This is a genomic window from Marinobacter sp. 1_MG-2023 (assembly GCF_030549045.1).
Classification (GTDB): Bacteria; Pseudomonadota; Gammaproteobacteria; order Pseudomonadales; family Oleiphilaceae; genus Marinobacter.
On the sequence record NZ_JAUOST010000008.1, the window covers coordinates 78,495 to 93,885 of the forward strand.

Genomic DNA, 15,391 nt, shown 5'->3' on the forward strand with positions numbered 1-15,391 from the left:
CAGCTCCCGGGCTTGCCTGTTACCAAACTTTACAAATTGCCAAGCCTATCAAGGTCTCCGAAACTCACTTCCCCTAAAGTAACGGCACAACCTCTAACAAGGATAAATGGTTGCCGTGATGAATCGTCTGATTAGCCTGCCTGTTTCCGTTCTTTTACTCACCATTGCCGGCTGCGGTAAAGAATCTGATGAGTTGCCAGTCGATGGGCGTGACTTTGATGGTGAACAATACAGCGAGCCTGCACCCTATACAGGCAGGGTGATAGACGGGTACCTGAAAAATGCCAGGGTCTGGCTGGATATGGATGGTGATAGCCAGTACACCCCCGGGCCGTTCGTTTACGAGTTGCCCTCTGGGCGGAAGGTAACGCTGTTTTCTGGGGAGCCCACTGCCATGAGCGGTGAGGGTGGCCGGTTCTCGCTGGATACCTCTGAACTGTCGCTGGACCCGGAAGTGGGGCCGGATATCGACCCGCGCAGTTTTCCTTTATATGCCCTGGCCCTTCCGGAGAAAACCCTGGAGCAGACATACCGTGGAGATGTACCGGTTCTGCGTGCCTTCATGCTCTCTGCTGAACCCGGCGTACGCAATATTACCCCTCTGACAACCCTCGCCCGTTATCGCGGCTTGGCGGCATTGGGGCCATTGCTGGAGTCGACAGATGCATCGCTGTCTGGTTTGGCTGGTATCAACCTTTGGAAGGACTATGTGCTCGCCGAAGATGACCGGGCTCATGCGTATGCCCGCGCTATGGCGCGCTTCATGGCGAGCCAGTTCCCGGATGCGTACAACGATGAACTGGCCAGGCCCGACAGCGATGGCACAGAACGTTACCTCAGCCCTCAGAGTGCCTTCCTTCTGGGTATCTCCCTGGTACGGAACGTCGGTGACGTGGTTGCGGGCGTTGATTCGGCAGTTCAGGGCAGCTATGCAAACCTGGACGTCGATCTGGTCGATTTGCCTGAGGTACCGCTGGAGCTGAGTGATCCCGTGCTGCTGACAAACCAGCGAATCTATGCTCAGCCTGAGCGGTCGGATACGCTCCCCGCCAATCGTTCAGACCTGCTGATTTCGGCTGAGTTAATGTTTGATTACAGCGAGGATGGGCGTTTGCAATCCGTCAGCGCTGAAGGTTGCCTTGCGCCGTCTATGCAAGAGATTGCGAGGTTGGTCAACGTTAACGGCTATATGGCTAAGCTCAGTACCCAGTGGTTGCCCGAAGTCTCTCTTTCACCCCGAAGCAGAACTGCGTATCTGGATTCGGGGGTCGATGAGCGACTCGTGTTTGACTGGGCCGCCGGCACGGCCCGTTTTGAAACTGGCACGACGTGCCACCTGCACGAGGGCATTCAGCCAGGCTCCACCGAGTTGGGCGGAAACCCCGAGATAACCTATAGCTGGAGTTTGAACGGCGGTAAGTTAGCGGAGTTGGTCGCTCGGATTCCGCAACAAACCGGCACTCTCACCCGGGCGCTGGAGCCATTGTTTTCCAGTGCTCCCTCCGGGTTCCCGGGGTATCGGCTTCTGGAAGAGGGCGTAGAACTGGAATCCCTGGCTTACACCGGAGCGTTCCAGGGGTGCGCAGTTGAGAACGGTGTTGATGCTCAGAATACGGCACAAGTGGTAACCGGGTATCAGAACTATGCGTTCTCAGGATATGAGCCTCAACCGGCAAGTTTTAACGGGGGTGCATGGGAGTTCGATGTACGAGGCGACCTCAACCGCCCGCTCAGATACAGCTTTTTGTCGCCCGAAACGGCTGGGCTTGGCAACGTGGACGCCGATCGCGGGTTCGAGTGGGCGCTGTATTATCCTGCAGGAAGCACGGTCACTTCTCCTGGCGGCACTCCCAACCTCATTCGGGAAGCTTATCTCAAAAGCTACGCTGGAAGCCGCTCATGTGGCCGTGAGTTCGAGGGAGTGCCGTCGGGTGTTTATGCGCGGGTAGATTACGAATACAGGAATCTTTCCGAGTATCTTGTGGAGCGGTTTGAGTAGTGTGTACAAGGATGCGAAGCGCTGCGGGTAATTTAAATGCTGTTCCATTTCCTGGGGAAAGAAATGGTGCCGAGGAGAGGACTTGAACCTCCACGCCCTTGCGAGCACTAGCACCTGAAGCTAGCGTGTCTACCAATTTCACCACCTCGGCAGGTGATTTGCAGAATTTACCGTTAGTTTGTTGAAAACTGGGTGTTTCTGCCATAGATGAAGGTGTGCTTCATCAGATGGCGCGTACTTTAATAATTTCAACTGTAGCTGTCAAACGTTTTTTCCGTCGTTGGGCGGCAAGTAATTGTGCTTATAAATGGTGGGTTGTTAGGCAGTCTACCCGTACCAACGTATACTGTATTGAAAATGAATCTGAATAGCGCCGTTGTGGCGCCGCATTTAAGAGCAAGGATTTGAATGGTTTCCAGGAATAAAAAGCACAAGGACCCTCACGCAAATCGTGAGGCCCAGAATTACGAGAACCCGATTCAGAGTCGGGAATTTATCCTCGCGCACCTCAAAGACCGGGGTGCGCCGGCAACACACGAAACGTTGTGTTCTGAACTCGGTCAAACCTCTCCTGAAGGCATCGAGGCGTTGAGGCGCCGTTTGATTGCGATGTGCCGGGACGGTCAGCTTGTTTGTAACCGTCGCGACGCTTACCTTCCGATTGAGGAGGCCGATCTGGTCAGTGGCCGGGTTATTGGTCACAAGGATGGTTTTGGCTTTTTGGTACCGGACGATGGCGGGTCTGACCTGTTTCTTACCGCCCGACAGATGCGCCAGGTGTTTCATGGCGATCGGGTGGTTGCGCGAGTAGACAGGGTGGACGATCGTGGTCGGCGCGAAGGCGTTATTGTGGACGTTACCGAGCATCACACGCATCAGACTGTCGGTCGCTTTTTCAAGGAAAGCGGTATTGCTTTCGTGGTACCGGAAAATGCACGAATCAACCACGAAGTACTGATTCCCGAAGAGCACGCGGGCGGGGCGCAGCATGGCCAATACGTTGTCGTAGATATCTTGCGCCAGCCCACCATCCGTACTCAACCCACCGGCAAGATTGTTGAGATTCTGGGCGAGCACATGGCTCCCGGTATGGAGATCGACGTAGCTATTCGCTCTTACGATATTCCTCACAGTTGGCCTGAAGAAGTGGGGGCCCAGGCCGCAGCTATTCCAGGCGAGGTGGAAGAAAAAGACAAAAAGAACCGGGTGGATATCCGCAATATGCGGCTTGTAACCATTGATGGTGAAACTGCCCGGGATTTTGATGATGCTATTTATTGTGAGCCTCGAGGTCGCGGCGGGTATAGATTGGTCGTGGCAATCGCCGACGTGTCCCATTATGTGCGTGCAGGCTCTCCCCTTGATGATGAGGCGTTACGTCGCGGCAACTCGGTGTATTTCCCGGACCACGTAGTGCCCATGCTTCCCGAGAAGCTGTCCAATGGTTTGTGTTCGCTGAACCCGGATGTTGATCGGTTGTGCATGGTGGCCGATATGACCATCAGCGCAGCGGGTAATATCAGCGGATATACCTTTTATCAGGCGGTTATGCGCAGCCACGCCCGGCTGACCTACACCAAAGTCAGTGACATGCTGGAGAGACCGGATTCAGAGCCCGGTTATCGGTTGTCTGCCCAGTACGCGGATGTGCTTCCGCACCTGCATAATTTGTACGACCTATACAAATTATTGCGCAAGGCGCGAACAGCCCGTGGCGCCATTGACTTTGAAACCACTGAAACGCGAATTATTTTCGATGCAGAGCGCAAGATAGAAGAAATCGTGCCGGTGCATCGTAATGACGCCCACAAGATTGTCGAAGAGAGCATGCTGTGTGCCAACGTGGCTGCTGCTCGCTTCCTCAAGAAGCATAAAGTGCCAGCGCTTTACCGGGTGCACGATGGCCCTTCCGAGGAGCGGCTCAATGCCGTTCGCCTGTTCCTGGGTGAGTTGGGTTTACAGCTGGGCGGTGGCGATCAGCCGACTTCGGCGGATTATCAGGAGTTGCTGTCCCAGATAGTGGACCGGCCGGATGCCAATGTGATTCAGACTGTCATGTTGCGTTCGTTAAGTCAGGCGGTCTACAGCCCGGAAGAAAGTGGCCACTTTGGTCTTGGTTTTCCAAGCTATGCTCACTTTACTTCCCCGATTCGCCGCTACCCTGACTTGATTGTGCACAGGGCGATAAAGTCCCGGATTCACAATCCGGAAGTGACGAAAGATATTGTGTCGCCCACGGTTTTCGACGAGGAACTGGCGCACTATCCTTACGATTACGCGCGCATGCAGCAGTTCGGTGAGCACGTTTCCATGACTGAGCGGCGGGCTGACGATGCAACCCGTGATGTTATGGCGTGGCTCAAGTGTGAATTTCTGAGTGAGCACGTTGGAGAAGAGTTCGACGGGGTGATTGCCTCAGTTGTGCCCTTCGGGTTTTTTGTTGAATTGGCGGATGTCTATGTTGAGGGTCTGGTCCACATCTCAACGCTCAGTGGCGATTACTTCCATCATGACTCTGCGAAGCATCGCCTGATAGGTGAGCGAACTGCTGTAAGTTTCCGACTCGGTGACGAAGTGCGCGTTCGCGTTGTGCGGGTAGGGCTTGAAGATCGCAAGATTGATCTGGAGTTGATCAGTACGCCAAAACGCCGCCAGGCTGACCGGGATGCACTTGATGTGCCCAAGCGGGATAGCCGTGGAAAGAGTGGTAAGCGTGCAGATAAAGGGCGTGGCCGTGCGCCAGGCGCGGACAAATCCGGAAAAGCCAGGAAACCCCGCGAGGCGGGTAAGCCTGGTAAAGCGGGTAAGCCGGGCAGCGCTAAAGCGCAGTTAGTGGCTGAGGCCGCCCAGCAGGCTGGGAAAAAACCGAAGAAAAGCTCGGGCAAGCCCGGGGGTGCCAGCAAGCCCCGAAAAGCACGCAAGACAGATAAATAACAGGAAGCCGAACCAGTGTCCGGAGAATTTGTATTTGGCTGGCACGCGGTTGAGGCCGTTCTCAAGCGTGAGCCGGGAAGGTTGCAGCAGGTCTGGATTCAGACCGGGCGGCAGGATAAGCGGGTAGGTACTATTACGGATGCTCTGGATGAGCTCGGAGTAAGGTGGGCCGTTGTCCATCGTCGGGAGCTTGACGGGCGTGTTGCCGGTGTTCACCAGGGAATCGTTGCGGCAGTCAGTGAAAGCCGGGAATGGACAGAAGATGATCTTCTGACCCATCTTGCGTCGAGCGAAAAGCCCCCGTTCCTGTTGGTGCTGGATGGCGTGACGGATCCTCATAATCTGGGGGCCTGCATGCGCACCTGTGATGCTGTGGGCGTGCAAGCTGTGATTGCACCCAAGGACAAGTCAGCGTCGTTAACGGCGGTGGCCCGTAAAGTAGCCTGTGGCGCAGCCGAAACGGTTCCTTTTGTGCGTGTGACCAATCTGGCCCGTTTTCTTCGCACGATTAAAGATCAGGGCGTTTGGTTGATTGGTACCGCTGGTGAGGCGAATGCCACGTTGTACCAGGCTGATTTCAAAGGCCCGATTGCCCTGGTGATGGGAGCTGAGGGTGCGGGGATGCGGAGGCTCACGCGGGAACACTGCGATCAGCTCATTAATATCCCCATGCTTGGCCATGTCGATAGTCTTAATGTTTCGGTGGCAACCGGCGTCTGTCTATACGAAGCGCTGCGTCAGCGTCTTGGTTAACTCTTGCACAGAACGTTGTGTGCGCCTAGAATACGTCACCCCTTTTAGTAGGGGGAGGTTTTGTATTGTCTTTAATCAGGTAGGCAACGCCTCGCTTTTGATCAAGCCTTTCTCGTAAAGCCTTATCGATAAAGCAAAAAAAACCGGCGGCTCAGGCTGCCACCTCCTTGCTTTCATGCTTCCCGGTCCGTCCGTGAAGAAAGAAAGCTGTTCAATCCGTAGGGAGAACTCATGCGTCACTACGAAATCGTGTTTATGGTACACCCGGATCAGAGCGAGCAAGTGCCCGCTATGATCGAGCGCTATACCGGCGTCATCACTGAAGATGGCGGCAAGGTACATCGCCTGGAAGATTGGGGCCGTCGTCATATGGCTTACCCGATCAACAAGATTCACAAAGCTCACTATGTGCTGATGAACGTAGAATGTTCACAGGCAGCAATGGACGAGCTGACTCACAACTTCCGGTTCAACGATGCCATCATCCGCGACCTGATCCTGCGTCGCGATGAAGCTGTTGCTGATATCTCTCCGATGAAAGCCGCTGAGTCCCGTGAGGACCGTCGTTCAGGCGGAGATGATCGCCCGCGTCGTTCAGCTGAATCTTCTGATGATCGTCAAAACGACAGTCAGAAAGCTGAAACCCAGGACGAAGAAGAGTAATTAACCGGAGTTGAGGAGTTACGTTATGGCTCGTTTTTTCAGACGTCGCAAGTTCTGCCGGTTCACGGCAGAAGGTGTTAAAGAGATCGATTACAAGGATCTGGACACCCTGAAAGGTTACATCACTGAAACCGGCAAAATCGTGCCCAGCCGTATCACCGGCACCAAAGCACGTTATCAGCGTCAGCTGGCAACCGCTATCAAGCGTGCCCGCTACCTGGCACTGCTGCCGTACTCGGACAGCCACGATAACTAAGTAACAGATTTACAGGACTTGGGACCATGCGTGCACTGGCACAATTTGTAATGCGCGGTCCCCTGCAGGCCAGCGGGGTAGCAGCAGTTACGACTGCGATACCTTTGTTGTTCTGGATTGGCGCAGCGGTTGTCGGTCTGGTTATTCTCAGGCTTGGCATCAGTCAGGGACTTACAATCGGTCTCTGGGCACTGCTCCCGGCGCTTGGCTGGGGTGTGTTTGGAGGTGACCCGACGGCCCTGGGGGTGTTGCTGCAAGTGATGCTGATGGCATCATTGCTCAGAGCAACACTGTCCTGGGAAAGAGCCCTTCTCGGAGGGAGCTTTCTGGCGATAATTATGGGGCTTGTACTGCCCATGATTTATCCCGGGTTGCTGGACGACCTCGTGCGCGCCGGTGTCAATTTTTACGAACAGTACAATGCTGAAGTGGCTCGTTCGCTCGGAGAAGACCTCGAGACGGTTATACGGGACACCATGAACGCCAGTATGGCGGGCAGTTATCTGGCAGTAGGTGTGGGCATGACAATGCTTGCAAGATCATGGCAGGCGGGATTGTATAATCCCGGCGGATTCCGAACGGAATTCCATGGTTTGAGGTTGTCACCCGCAGTTGCTGTGATTCTTGTCGCCACCATGGTTATAGGTCCCTTTCTCGGGCTGAACTCCATGTTACTGGCCTGGGTAGCGGGAACGCCTATGTTCCTGGCTGGCCTTGCACTGATTCATGGCATTGTTGGGCGTAAAAAGTTGAGTGGGCAGTGGCTGGTAATGTTTTACATTGCACTGGTGCTTCTGGGCCCAAGTCTGATGATTCTGTTAGTGGTTCTGGCTTTTGTGGATAGCTGGCTGGATATCCGGAGGCGAATAAAGCCTGCCGGGCCGGCTGAATAAAGCACGAAGAGGTTAACGAGATGGAAGTTATTCTGCTCGAGAAAGTTGCAAACCTTGGCTCCCTGGGCGACAAGGTAAATGTTAAGTCCGGCTACGGCCGTAATTACCTGCTTCCGTATGGCAAGGCTGCGCCTGCCACTGAAGCGAACCTGAAGGCGTTTGAAGAGCGTCGCGCTGAGCTTGAAAAAGCTGCAGCCGACAAGCTGGCAACGGCTCAGACTCGCGCCGAGGCTCTGGAAGGTGCATCCTTCACAGTTACCTCCAAAGCGGGTGACGAAGGTAAGCTGTTTGGCTCCATCGGTGTTCGTGACATCGCAGACGTTATTACTGCTGCGGGCACTGACGTTGAGAAGAGTGAAGTTCGTCTGCCAGAAGGCCCGCTGCGGGCTACCGGTGAGTACGAAATCGAGCTTCACCTGCACTCAGACGTTGAAGTTACCGTTAAGCTGGCGGTTGTTGCCGAGTAATCCGCTTTCTCTGAAAGTGGAGTCGGGCTTGCCCCGACCTCTGTAGCACGCTAGTGGCAAACAGTGAGCTTTTTGGAGCTCATTGCTAGCCAAGCTAACAGGCCCGAACCGTTTAATACGGCTTTCGGGCCTGTTGCTTTCTGGTATGCTGTCAGAACCAAACCCCCTCCCATTGCTGCGACTATCTGCTTACACTGTCGTGGTTATGACGTTCAACTGAAGATGTGTTCATGGCAAAGCCTAATCTGAAGCCCGCGAGTACTGATCCCGAAACCAGCCGAATCAAGGTTCCTCCCCACTCCGTTGAAGCCGAGCAGGCTGTTCTGGGTGGCCTGATGCTGGACAACCGGCGATTTGATGAAATTACCGAGGTGATCTCGGCTGGTGATTTCTATCGCCAGGATCATCGGCTGATTTTTGGGGCTGTTGAGCGCCTGGCCAGCGAGAATGAGCCGCTTGATGTCGTTACACTGGCTGAGTTTCTCGAGCGTGCCGGAGATATCGAAGATGCCGGCGGGTTGTCTTATTTGGCTGAGATGGCAGAAAAAACTCCGGGAGCGGCCAATATCCGGGCCTATGCGGAAATCGTTCGCGAGCGCTCTATTCTGAGGCAGCTTGTGGAAGTCTCGGGTAAGATTTCAGATTCGGCCTTTAATCCCCTGGGGCGAAACAGTAATGAAATTCTGGACGAGGCTGAGCGCAACGTATTCCAGATTGCCGAATCCAGAGTTAAAGAAGGTTCCGGCCCTCAATCGATTAACCCTATCCTGACCAAAACCCTGAGCCGCATAGAAGAGCTGTTCGAGTCTGGTGAGCAGACGACAGGCATGACCACAGGGTTCAGGGATCTGGATGAGCAAACTTCCGGTATGCAGCCGGCAGATCTCATCATCGTGGCAGGCAGACCCTCAATGGGTAAGACCACCTTTGCCATGAATATCGTCGAGAACGCTCTTATAAGCACAGGAGCGCCGGTTCTGGTGTTCAGTATGGAGATGCCGGCAGACGCGCTTGCCATGCGTATGCTTTCGTCTCTGGGCCGGATTGATCAAAGCAAAGTTCGTGGTGGCAAGCTGGAAGAGGATGACTGGCCTCGGCTGACATCTGCGGTAAGCCTGCTTAAAGATAAACCTTTGTATATTGACGACACCCCTGGCCTGAGCCCAACCGAACTGCGTTCACGCGCTCGCCGGATTGCCCGTGAGAACGGAGGTAAAATCGGCTTGATAATGGTCGACTACCTGCAGTTGATGCGAGTTCCGGGCAACACGGAAGGCCGGACGGCTGAAATCTCTGAAATCTCCCGCTCTCTGAAGGGCATTGCCAAAGAACTAAGCTGCCCCGTGGTTGCGCTTTCACAGCTGAACCGAAGTCTGGAGCAGCGCCCGAACAAGCGCCCGATCAACTCTGATTTGCGTGAGTCCGGTGCGATCGAGCAGGACGCCGACGTTATCATGTTTGTCTATCGTGATGAGGTTTATAACGAAGATACGCAAGACAAAGGTATTGCAGAGATTATTATTGGTAAGCAGCGTAATGGTCCGATCGGGACGGTTCGCCTGGCGTTTATCGGCAAATACACTAAGTTTGAAGACTTGGCTCACGGTGACTACGGCGACTATGGTGGTGATTACTGATGCCGCGTAACACGGCCGCATACATTGATCTGAATGCCTTGCGCGCGAACTATCGCACGGCTTGCGAGCGTGCGGGAGATGCCAGGGTGATGGCTGTTGTGAAGGCTGATGGCTATGGCCACGGTATTGCCAGGATTGCATCCGCCCTTGCGGATATGGCGCCAAAGTACGCCGTTGCCTGCATTGAAGAAGCTTTTGCCATTCGTGCAGCAGGTCATGCTCAGCCCGTGGTGTTGCTTCAGGGTGTGCATGCTGCGGAAGATCTGGCGGATTGCGCAAAAAGTCAGTTCGAACCCGTGTTGCATGGGGAGCACCAGTTGCAGTGGCTGGAACAGAGTGGCCAATTGCCCGCTTTCTGGCTGAAGGTTAATACCGGCATGAACCGCTTGGGTTTTCGGTCAGAAGAACTCTCCGAGGTTATGGCCAGACTTGAGAAAATGCCAGCTTTTCATGGGCTTCAGGGTTTTGTCAGTCATTTTGCCTGTGCCGATGACGCCGGAAGCGCAATGACTTCTGTACAGACAGCCAACTTTGAGGCGGCAACCTTGCCCTGGCCCTCGCTGATGAGAAGTGTTGGCAATTCTGCAGCCCATTTTATTCCTGGCCAGCCATTGTTTGACTGGAGTCGTCCGGGTGTCATGCTTTACGGCGGTTCACCTATAGTTGGCAAGACAGGTCCTGAGTTGGGGCTTGAGCCCGTAATGACCCTTGAAGCGCCTTTGATAACCACCCGGACGGTCAGGGCCGGTGAAAGCGTTGGTTATGGCGCTGCCTGGGTGGCGGAGCGCGACACCCTGATGGGTATGGTGGCTATCGGATACGGAGACGGCTATCCACGGCATGCTGGCACGGGTACGCCGGCCGCAATTGGTGGTCGTCGCATCCGGCTGATTGGTCGGGTATCCATGGATATGTTGGCGGTGGATCTGAGTAATGTGCCAGAGGCCCGGGAAGGCGATTTGGTTGAGCTTTGGGGGCGCACCGTTGGAGTGGATGAAGTGGCGAGCTGTGCTGGCACCATTTCTTATGAATTGCTGACAGGCATCACCAGCAGGGTTCCTCGCATCTGCCGATAGTGTGTTCAGGTATCGCGTTTCAAATCAGTTTTATCCGGAGGCATTGAACTCTAGTGCATGTTCTTGTTGTTCACGATTACAGTCCCTTGGGGAAAGTTCTGCTTGAGCTGCTTCGGGAGACATCGTTGCATGTCAGTCCTTTGCTGGTCAGTGACCCGGCAAACGCAAACCTCAGTGCTCTGGAAAGCTGGATCCCCGAAGACACGGATCTGATCGTCAATGCGCTGTGGTTGGCAGACCCTGAGGCTGCAGAGCAAGATCCTGAGGGCACGAAAAAAACCGCGTTTTCCATGCCATTGGCAATTGCTGAGCATGCCCTTGACCGAGGTATGGCACTGTTCCAGCTCTCGTCGTGCTATGTGTTTGATGGCCGCAAGCAGAGTGGTTACATAGCCTCCAACCCGGGCCAGCCAGTAAATGAGCTTGGCAACTGGCAGTGGGAGTGTGAGCAGGCGTTGCGTACGCTTTTGCCTCGACACATCATTTTACGCACTGGCTGGAGCCTCAGCCGCTTTATTCGTAAGGTTCAGGCGAGCACCGCTTCGGAGGAGGCTCTGTCACTGCCTGGCAGGTGTGTGGGGCAGCCGGTTTCTGTAAGAGATCTTGCGCGGGTAATAACCGCCGTTATACAGCAGCTGGATTGCGGCGCCGAAGTGTGGGGGACATTCCAGTATGCTGGCGCGGAAGTTATCAGTCTGTATGAGCTGGGGCTGGCTATTGCCGGTTTGCCAGGTATTCCTGAGGTTCTTCACGTGGTGGATGGAATGCCGGCATGGGGAGCGGTGGAGCCGCCAAATACCACTTTGATCTGCACGAAAATTCGCAATACCTTCGGTATCAAGCAGTGTCCCTGGCGCTCAGGGCTGGTTGATGAGCTGGAATTACTGAGGCGCGATGAGACGCATGTAAAAAAACGAACGCCGGCCGAATAATGCCGGCTGTTCCCGGTTAAACCATGTTATTGCTGGCAGCCTTGGCGGGAAAACTCCCGGGTTACCAGCTGCAGTGCTTCGATATCAAGCAGCTCCACTTCACGGCCACGTGCACGGATGATGCCCTGATTCTGGAAGCGTGTGAAAACACGGCTTACCGTCTCAACCGCAAGTCCCAGGAAGTTGGCGATGTCGTTCCTTGCCATCGGCAGACTGAAATTAGTCCCCGACATGCGCCTGCGCTGGAACCGGCTGGAAAGCGAAAGCAGCAGAGAGGCGATACGCTCCTCAGCTGTATTTTTGCTTAACAGCATGGCGAGCTGGTGACTGTTCTGAATTTCATGGCTCATCAGGCGGTACATATGGTGTTGCAGTTCAGGTAGCTTGCCGGTGAGCTCTTCCAGCTTGTCTATCGGGAACTCGCATACGCTGGTTCGCTCCAGGGCCTTGGCAGTGCAGGCATAAGATTCACCGCTCATGCTGTCGAGACCGACGAGCTCGCCAGGCATGAAGAAGCCTGTAACCTGTTCCTCACCACCTTCGGTAATAATCGATGTTTTGACTGAACCGCTCTTCACAGCAAAGCAGGAGCGGAAGGGCGTGCTCTGGTCAAAAATGTGTTCGCCACGGTTGTACATGCGTCCCTGCTGAACAATGTCTTCCAGGCTGTCCAGGTCATTATCCTGAACGGCGAGTGGCAAGCACAGGTTGCTCAGGCTGCACTGATGACAGGACGCTTTCAGCGGAGAAGGGGCTTGGCGGAATCGTAGTGCTTGGGCCATCGCTTATAAACCGTCCAGATTGATGTAAGTCAAAATACTACTTTAATACGCAGAAGTCCGTTTGCCAATGACCAAACTTAAGGACATGTGCATATATCGAAAATAAAAGGTAAGGCTTGGTGCCAGGCCCTACCTTGACCTTCGTCAGGCGGGCAGCCTCTCAAATACCAGTGAGGCGTTTGTTCCCCCAAAGCCGAAGCTGTTGGACATAACGGTGTCGAGCGTTGTTTCGCGGCCCTGAGGGCCTACAAGGGGCATATTACCGATGGCTTCATCTACCGAGGCCAGGTTGGCGGTGCCGGAAATAAACCCGTTCTGCAGCATGAGTAGAGAGTAAATGGCCTCATGAACACCTGCGGCACCCAATGAGTGCCCGGAGAGGGATTTGGTGGATGAAATAGCGGGAATGTTTGAGCCGAAGGTGTTTTTTACCGCGCCAAGTTCCGCGGCGTCGCCGACAGGAGTGCTGGTTCCATGGGCGTTGATGTAATCAATCTTGCCGCGGATGGTTGCCATAGCCTGCTCCATACAGCGCTTTGCGCCTTCACCCGAGGGCGCCACCATATCGTAGCCATCTGAGGTGGCGCCGTAGCCGGTCAGCTCTGCAATAATGTTCGCGCCGCGCTTACGTGCGTGTTCAAGCTCTTCCAGTACCACCATACCGCCGCCGCCGGCGATAACAAAACCATCGCGCCCGGAATCGAACGGGCGTGATGCGGTTTCCGGCGCATCATTGTATTTTGTGGAAAGTGCGCCCATGGCATCAAACATCATGGTGAGGCTCCAGTCTTCCTCCTCACCCCCGCCCGCGAATACAATATCCTGCTTGCCGTTCTGGATCTGCTCCATGGCATGGCCGATGCAATGCGCACTGGTGGCGCACGCTGAGGACATAGAGTAGTTCACGCCGCGAATTTTGTAAGCGGTGGCCAGGCAGGCAGAAACCGTGCTCGTCATGATGCGTGGCACCATATAGGGCCCGATACGCTTGACGCCTTTTGCTCGCATTATATCGGTTGCTTCAACCTGGCTTGAGCAGGAAGAGCCGCCGGAGCCTGCAATCAGTCCAGTGCGATCGTTGGAAATCTGCTCTTCACTCAGACCTGCCTGGGCAATAGCCTGTTCCATCGCGAGGTAGCTGTACATGGCAGAGGGGCCCATGAAACGCCGCACTTTGCGATCAATAACGGTGGTATCAACAGTCGGAGAGCCAGAAACCTGGCTGCGAAACCCCATCTCTTTATAGGTTTCATTGAAGCGGATGCCCGAGGTTCCGTCCTTGAGGCTTGCGAGAACCTCGTCAAGTGAGTTTCCCAGGCAGGAAATGATGCCCATGCCGGTAACGACGACTCGTCTCATAATATTCTCCTTATTGCCGGCGGCCAGAACGGGATGCTTTGGAAGCGGCCTTCTTTTCTGCAAGTTTAGACTCTTTTTCAGCTTCGGCAGCGGCGGTTTCCTGTATTTCCCGTTCTACCATCGCAGGCGTTTCAAGAGAAATTCGCCCCAGAGTGCCAGCGCGAAATTCGTTGATTAGTACTTCAGAGACCTTGTTCAGGTCGGGAATGCCGCCACGGCCAAGGAACCTGCGCCTGGCTGCAATTTCGTCCATTACGGCCAGGCCATCTACGGGCAGCTTATCGAAACCGTAGCGGGCTTTGACCAATTCAGGGTAAGCCTCTCGCAGGTATTCGGCTTCAAACAGAGCGATATCTTCGAAATCCAGAACCGAGCTGCGAATGGCTCCGGTAATGGCCAGCCGATAACCGCAAGCCTCAGGCGAGAGCTTTGGCCACAGGAACCCCGGGGTATCGTAAAGAAGAATGTTGTCCGGCAGCTTGATGGTCTGCTGCGCTTTTGTCACGGCCGGTTCATTGCCTGTCTTTGCGGCCGGGCGCCCAGCCAGCGTATTGATCAGCGTGGATTTGCCCACGTTTGGTATGCCCAGAATCATTACCCGAAGAGCGCTCTTCTGGCGATCATGGTCTGGCGTCATCTCTGCGGCCAGACTGAGGATATCAAGTGCCTCGCCCCGTTGGTTGTGGGTGAGGGTAATGGTTCTTACCCCGCGCTCTTTCTCCAGCCACGTTTGCCACTGTGTGGTGATGTCCGGATCGGCCAGGTCGCGCTTGTTCAGAACCCTGATCAGTGGCGTTTCCCCACGCAGGGACGGCACCAGCGGGTTTTCGCTGCTGAAGGGGATGCGGGCATCCAGTACCTCAATGATGAGATCCATCTGAGGCATGATCTTTTTGATCTCCTTGCGGGCTTTGTGCATGTGCCCAGGAAACCAGTTAATAGCCATTTCTCTGCTCCAGCGTTGGTGAATCGCGCCATTATGAAGGGGAATGACCAAACTTTCACATTTGTTTCGATTCGCTGGTGGGGCGGGGTTTGAGCGGGCATGGTGACCAATATGTATAAAAACAGGGGATACCGGGGTGAAAATCAGGGCCGGGATGTTTTAGGGTGTCACCTCAGGTATCTATCGAGATCAAATCGCATAATCAATTTGTTAATGGAGATTTTCATGAAGCTAGCAAAACTGTTCGGTACCGCTCTTGTTGCCGTAAGCCTGTCCGCACCGGTATTGGCCCAGCAAGCAGCAGGTGGTCAGCCGGATCAGGTTGCCCAACTGGCACAGATGGTTGGTCTTTCGGAAGATCAACAGAAAGAGATCCGCGGAATTCTTGATGAAATGCAGGGCGAAATTGGAACATTGCGCGAGGAGGCCCGTGCGCTGCAAGAGCAGATGCAGAGTGAAATCAAAGCGGATTACGATGAAGACGCCATTCGCGAACACGGTGAAGATCTGGGTGATGTGACAGGTGAAATCGCCGCGCTTTCAACTCTGATGCAAGCCAAGGTAGACAGCGTATTCACTCAGGAGCAGCGTGACGAGCTCGAGATGAAAATGCAGCAGATGCGTCAACAGATGCAGCAACAGCGTCAGATGATGCAGCAGCAGGGTCAGTAATGGCCTGATGGCTGACTGAGGC

At 54.6% G+C, this 15,391-nt stretch carries 14 protein-coding genes and 1 tRNA gene; 11 read left to right on the forward strand and 4 right to left on the reverse strand.

All coding sequences use genetic code 11. The features are described 5' to 3' along the window. The first annotated feature begins 118 nt into the window (after positions 1 to 118). Entirely contained in the window at positions 119 to 1,999 is a 1,881-nt protein-coding gene (locus tag Q4606_RS16570) for a hypothetical protein (protein WP_303608165.1), read from the forward strand. A 64-nt stretch (positions 2,000 to 2,063) separates the two neighbouring features. Here Q4606_RS16570 and Q4606_RS16575 read toward each other — a convergent pair. Then, positions 2,064 to 2,150 (reverse strand) — tRNA-Leu (locus Q4606_RS16575). Between the two features lie 257 nt (positions 2,151 to 2,407). On the opposite strand from Q4606_RS16575, the gene rnr reads away from it, so the two are divergent. From rnr to Q4606_RS16620, 9 genes are all read left to right on the forward strand, one after another. Then, positions 2,408 to 4,933 (forward strand): ribonuclease R, encoded by a 2,526-nt coding sequence (gene rnr, locus Q4606_RS16580; protein ID WP_303608166.1) that lies wholly within the window; start codon positions 2,408 to 2,410, stop codon positions 4,931 to 4,933. A 15-nt stretch (positions 4,934 to 4,948) separates the two neighbouring features. Continuing rightward, positions 4,949 to 5,686, forward strand: a complete 738-nt coding sequence (gene rlmB, locus Q4606_RS16585; RefSeq protein ID WP_303594182.1) for a 23S rRNA (guanosine(2251)-2'-O)-methyltransferase RlmB — start codon at positions 4,949 to 4,951, stop codon at positions 5,684 to 5,686. 231 nt (positions 5,687 to 5,917) lie between these two features. Beyond that, positions 5,918 to 6,349 (forward strand): 30S ribosomal protein S6, encoded by a 432-nt coding sequence (rpsF, locus tag Q4606_RS16590; RefSeq protein ID WP_303594181.1) that lies wholly within the window; start codon positions 5,918 to 5,920, stop codon positions 6,347 to 6,349. Between the two features lie 25 nt (positions 6,350 to 6,374). Further along, on the forward strand, positions 6,375 to 6,605 hold the full coding sequence (gene rpsR, locus Q4606_RS16595) for a 30S ribosomal protein S18 (RefSeq protein WP_007154918.1): 231 nt from the start codon (positions 6,375 to 6,377) through the stop codon (positions 6,603 to 6,605). A 26-nt stretch (positions 6,606 to 6,631) separates the two neighbouring features. Beyond that, complete coding sequence (locus Q4606_RS16600; protein ID WP_303594180.1) at positions 6,632 to 7,498, forward strand: hypothetical protein; 867 nt, start codon at positions 6,632 to 6,634, stop codon at positions 7,496 to 7,498. Between the two features lie 20 nt (positions 7,499 to 7,518). Next, on the forward strand, positions 7,519 to 7,965 hold the full coding sequence (gene rplI / locus Q4606_RS16605) for a 50S ribosomal protein L9 (RefSeq protein ID WP_303594179.1): 447 nt from the start codon (positions 7,519 to 7,521) through the stop codon (positions 7,963 to 7,965). 230 nt (positions 7,966 to 8,195) lie between these two features. Next, positions 8,196 to 9,602: a replicative DNA helicase gene (gene dnaB / locus Q4606_RS16610; protein WP_303594177.1), complete on the forward strand. Its 1,407-nt coding sequence runs from the start codon at positions 8,196 to 8,198 to the stop codon at positions 9,600 to 9,602. Continuing rightward, complete coding sequence (gene alr, locus Q4606_RS16615; protein ID WP_303594175.1) at positions 9,602 to 10,678, forward strand: alanine racemase; 1,077 nt, start codon at positions 9,602 to 9,604, stop codon at positions 10,676 to 10,678. Before dnaB ends, alr begins: the two co-directional genes overlap by 1 nt. Positions 10,679 to 10,731: 53 nt before the next feature. Beyond that, positions 10,732 to 11,610 carry a sugar nucleotide-binding protein gene (locus Q4606_RS16620; RefSeq protein WP_303608167.1) on the forward strand — a complete coding sequence of 293 codons (879 nt, stop codon included), beginning with the start codon at positions 10,732 to 10,734 and terminating at the stop codon, positions 11,608 to 11,610. Between the two features lie 26 nt (positions 11,611 to 11,636). Here the strand turns inward: Q4606_RS16620 and fnr are convergent, their stop codons facing one another. From fnr to ylqF, 3 genes are all read right to left on the reverse strand, one after another. Continuing rightward, positions 11,637 to 12,392 carry a fumarate/nitrate reduction transcriptional regulator Fnr gene (fnr, locus tag Q4606_RS16625; RefSeq protein WP_303594172.1) on the reverse strand — a complete coding sequence of 252 codons (756 nt, stop codon included), beginning with the start codon at positions 12,390 to 12,392 and terminating at the stop codon, positions 11,637 to 11,639. Between the two features lie 144 nt (positions 12,393 to 12,536). Beyond that, on the reverse strand, positions 12,537 to 13,751 hold the full coding sequence (gene fabB, locus Q4606_RS16630; protein ID WP_303608168.1) for a beta-ketoacyl-ACP synthase I: 1,215 nt from the start codon (positions 13,749 to 13,751) through the stop codon (positions 12,537 to 12,539). Between the two features lie 10 nt (positions 13,752 to 13,761). Beyond that, positions 13,762 to 14,697 (reverse strand): ribosome biogenesis GTPase YlqF, encoded by a 936-nt coding sequence (ylqF, locus tag Q4606_RS16635; protein ID WP_303608169.1) that lies wholly within the window; start codon positions 14,695 to 14,697, stop codon positions 13,762 to 13,764. Between the two features lie 225 nt (positions 14,698 to 14,922). Here ylqF and Q4606_RS16640 point away from each other — a divergent pair, with 225 nt between their 5' ends. Beyond that, entirely contained in the window at positions 14,923 to 15,369 is a 447-nt protein-coding gene (locus tag Q4606_RS16640; RefSeq protein WP_303594167.1) for a Spy/CpxP family protein refolding chaperone, read from the forward strand. Positions 15,370 to 15,391 lie beyond the last annotated feature (22 nt).

Coding starts and splice junctions, on each gene's coding strand:
- Q4606_RS16570 (WP_303608165.1), top strand. CDS start 119: ATGAATCGTCTGATTAGCCTGCCTGTTTCCGTTCTTTTACTCACCATT.
- rnr (WP_303608166.1), top strand. CDS start 2,408: ATGGTTTCCAGGAATAAAAAGCACAAGGACCCTCACGCAAATCGTGAG.
- rpsF (WP_303594181.1), top strand. CDS start 5,918: ATGCGTCACTACGAAATCGTGTTTATGGTACACCCGGATCAGAGCGAG.
- rpsR (WP_007154918.1), top strand. CDS start 6,375: ATGGCTCGTTTTTTCAGACGTCGCAAGTTCTGCCGGTTCACGGCAGAA.
- Q4606_RS16600 (WP_303594180.1), top strand. CDS start 6,632: ATGCGTGCACTGGCACAATTTGTAATGCGCGGTCCCCTGCAGGCCAGC.
- rplI (WP_303594179.1), top strand. CDS start 7,519: ATGGAAGTTATTCTGCTCGAGAAAGTTGCAAACCTTGGCTCCCTGGGC.
- dnaB (WP_303594177.1), top strand. CDS start 8,196: ATGGCAAAGCCTAATCTGAAGCCCGCGAGTACTGATCCCGAAACCAGC.
- alr (WP_303594175.1), top strand. CDS start 9,602: ATGCCGCGTAACACGGCCGCATACATTGATCTGAATGCCTTGCGCGCG.
- fnr (WP_303594172.1), bottom strand. CDS start 12,392: ATGGCCCAAGCACTACGATTCCGCCAAGCCCCTTCTCCGCTGAAAGCG.
- fabB (WP_303608168.1), bottom strand. CDS start 13,751: ATGAGACGAGTCGTCGTTACCGGCATGGGCATCATTTCCTGCCTGGGA.
- ylqF (WP_303608169.1), bottom strand. CDS start 14,697: ATGGCTATTAACTGGTTTCCTGGGCACATGCACAAAGCCCGCAAGGAG.
- Q4606_RS16640 (WP_303594167.1), top strand. CDS start 14,923: ATGAAGCTAGCAAAACTGTTCGGTACCGCTCTTGTTGCCGTAAGCCTG.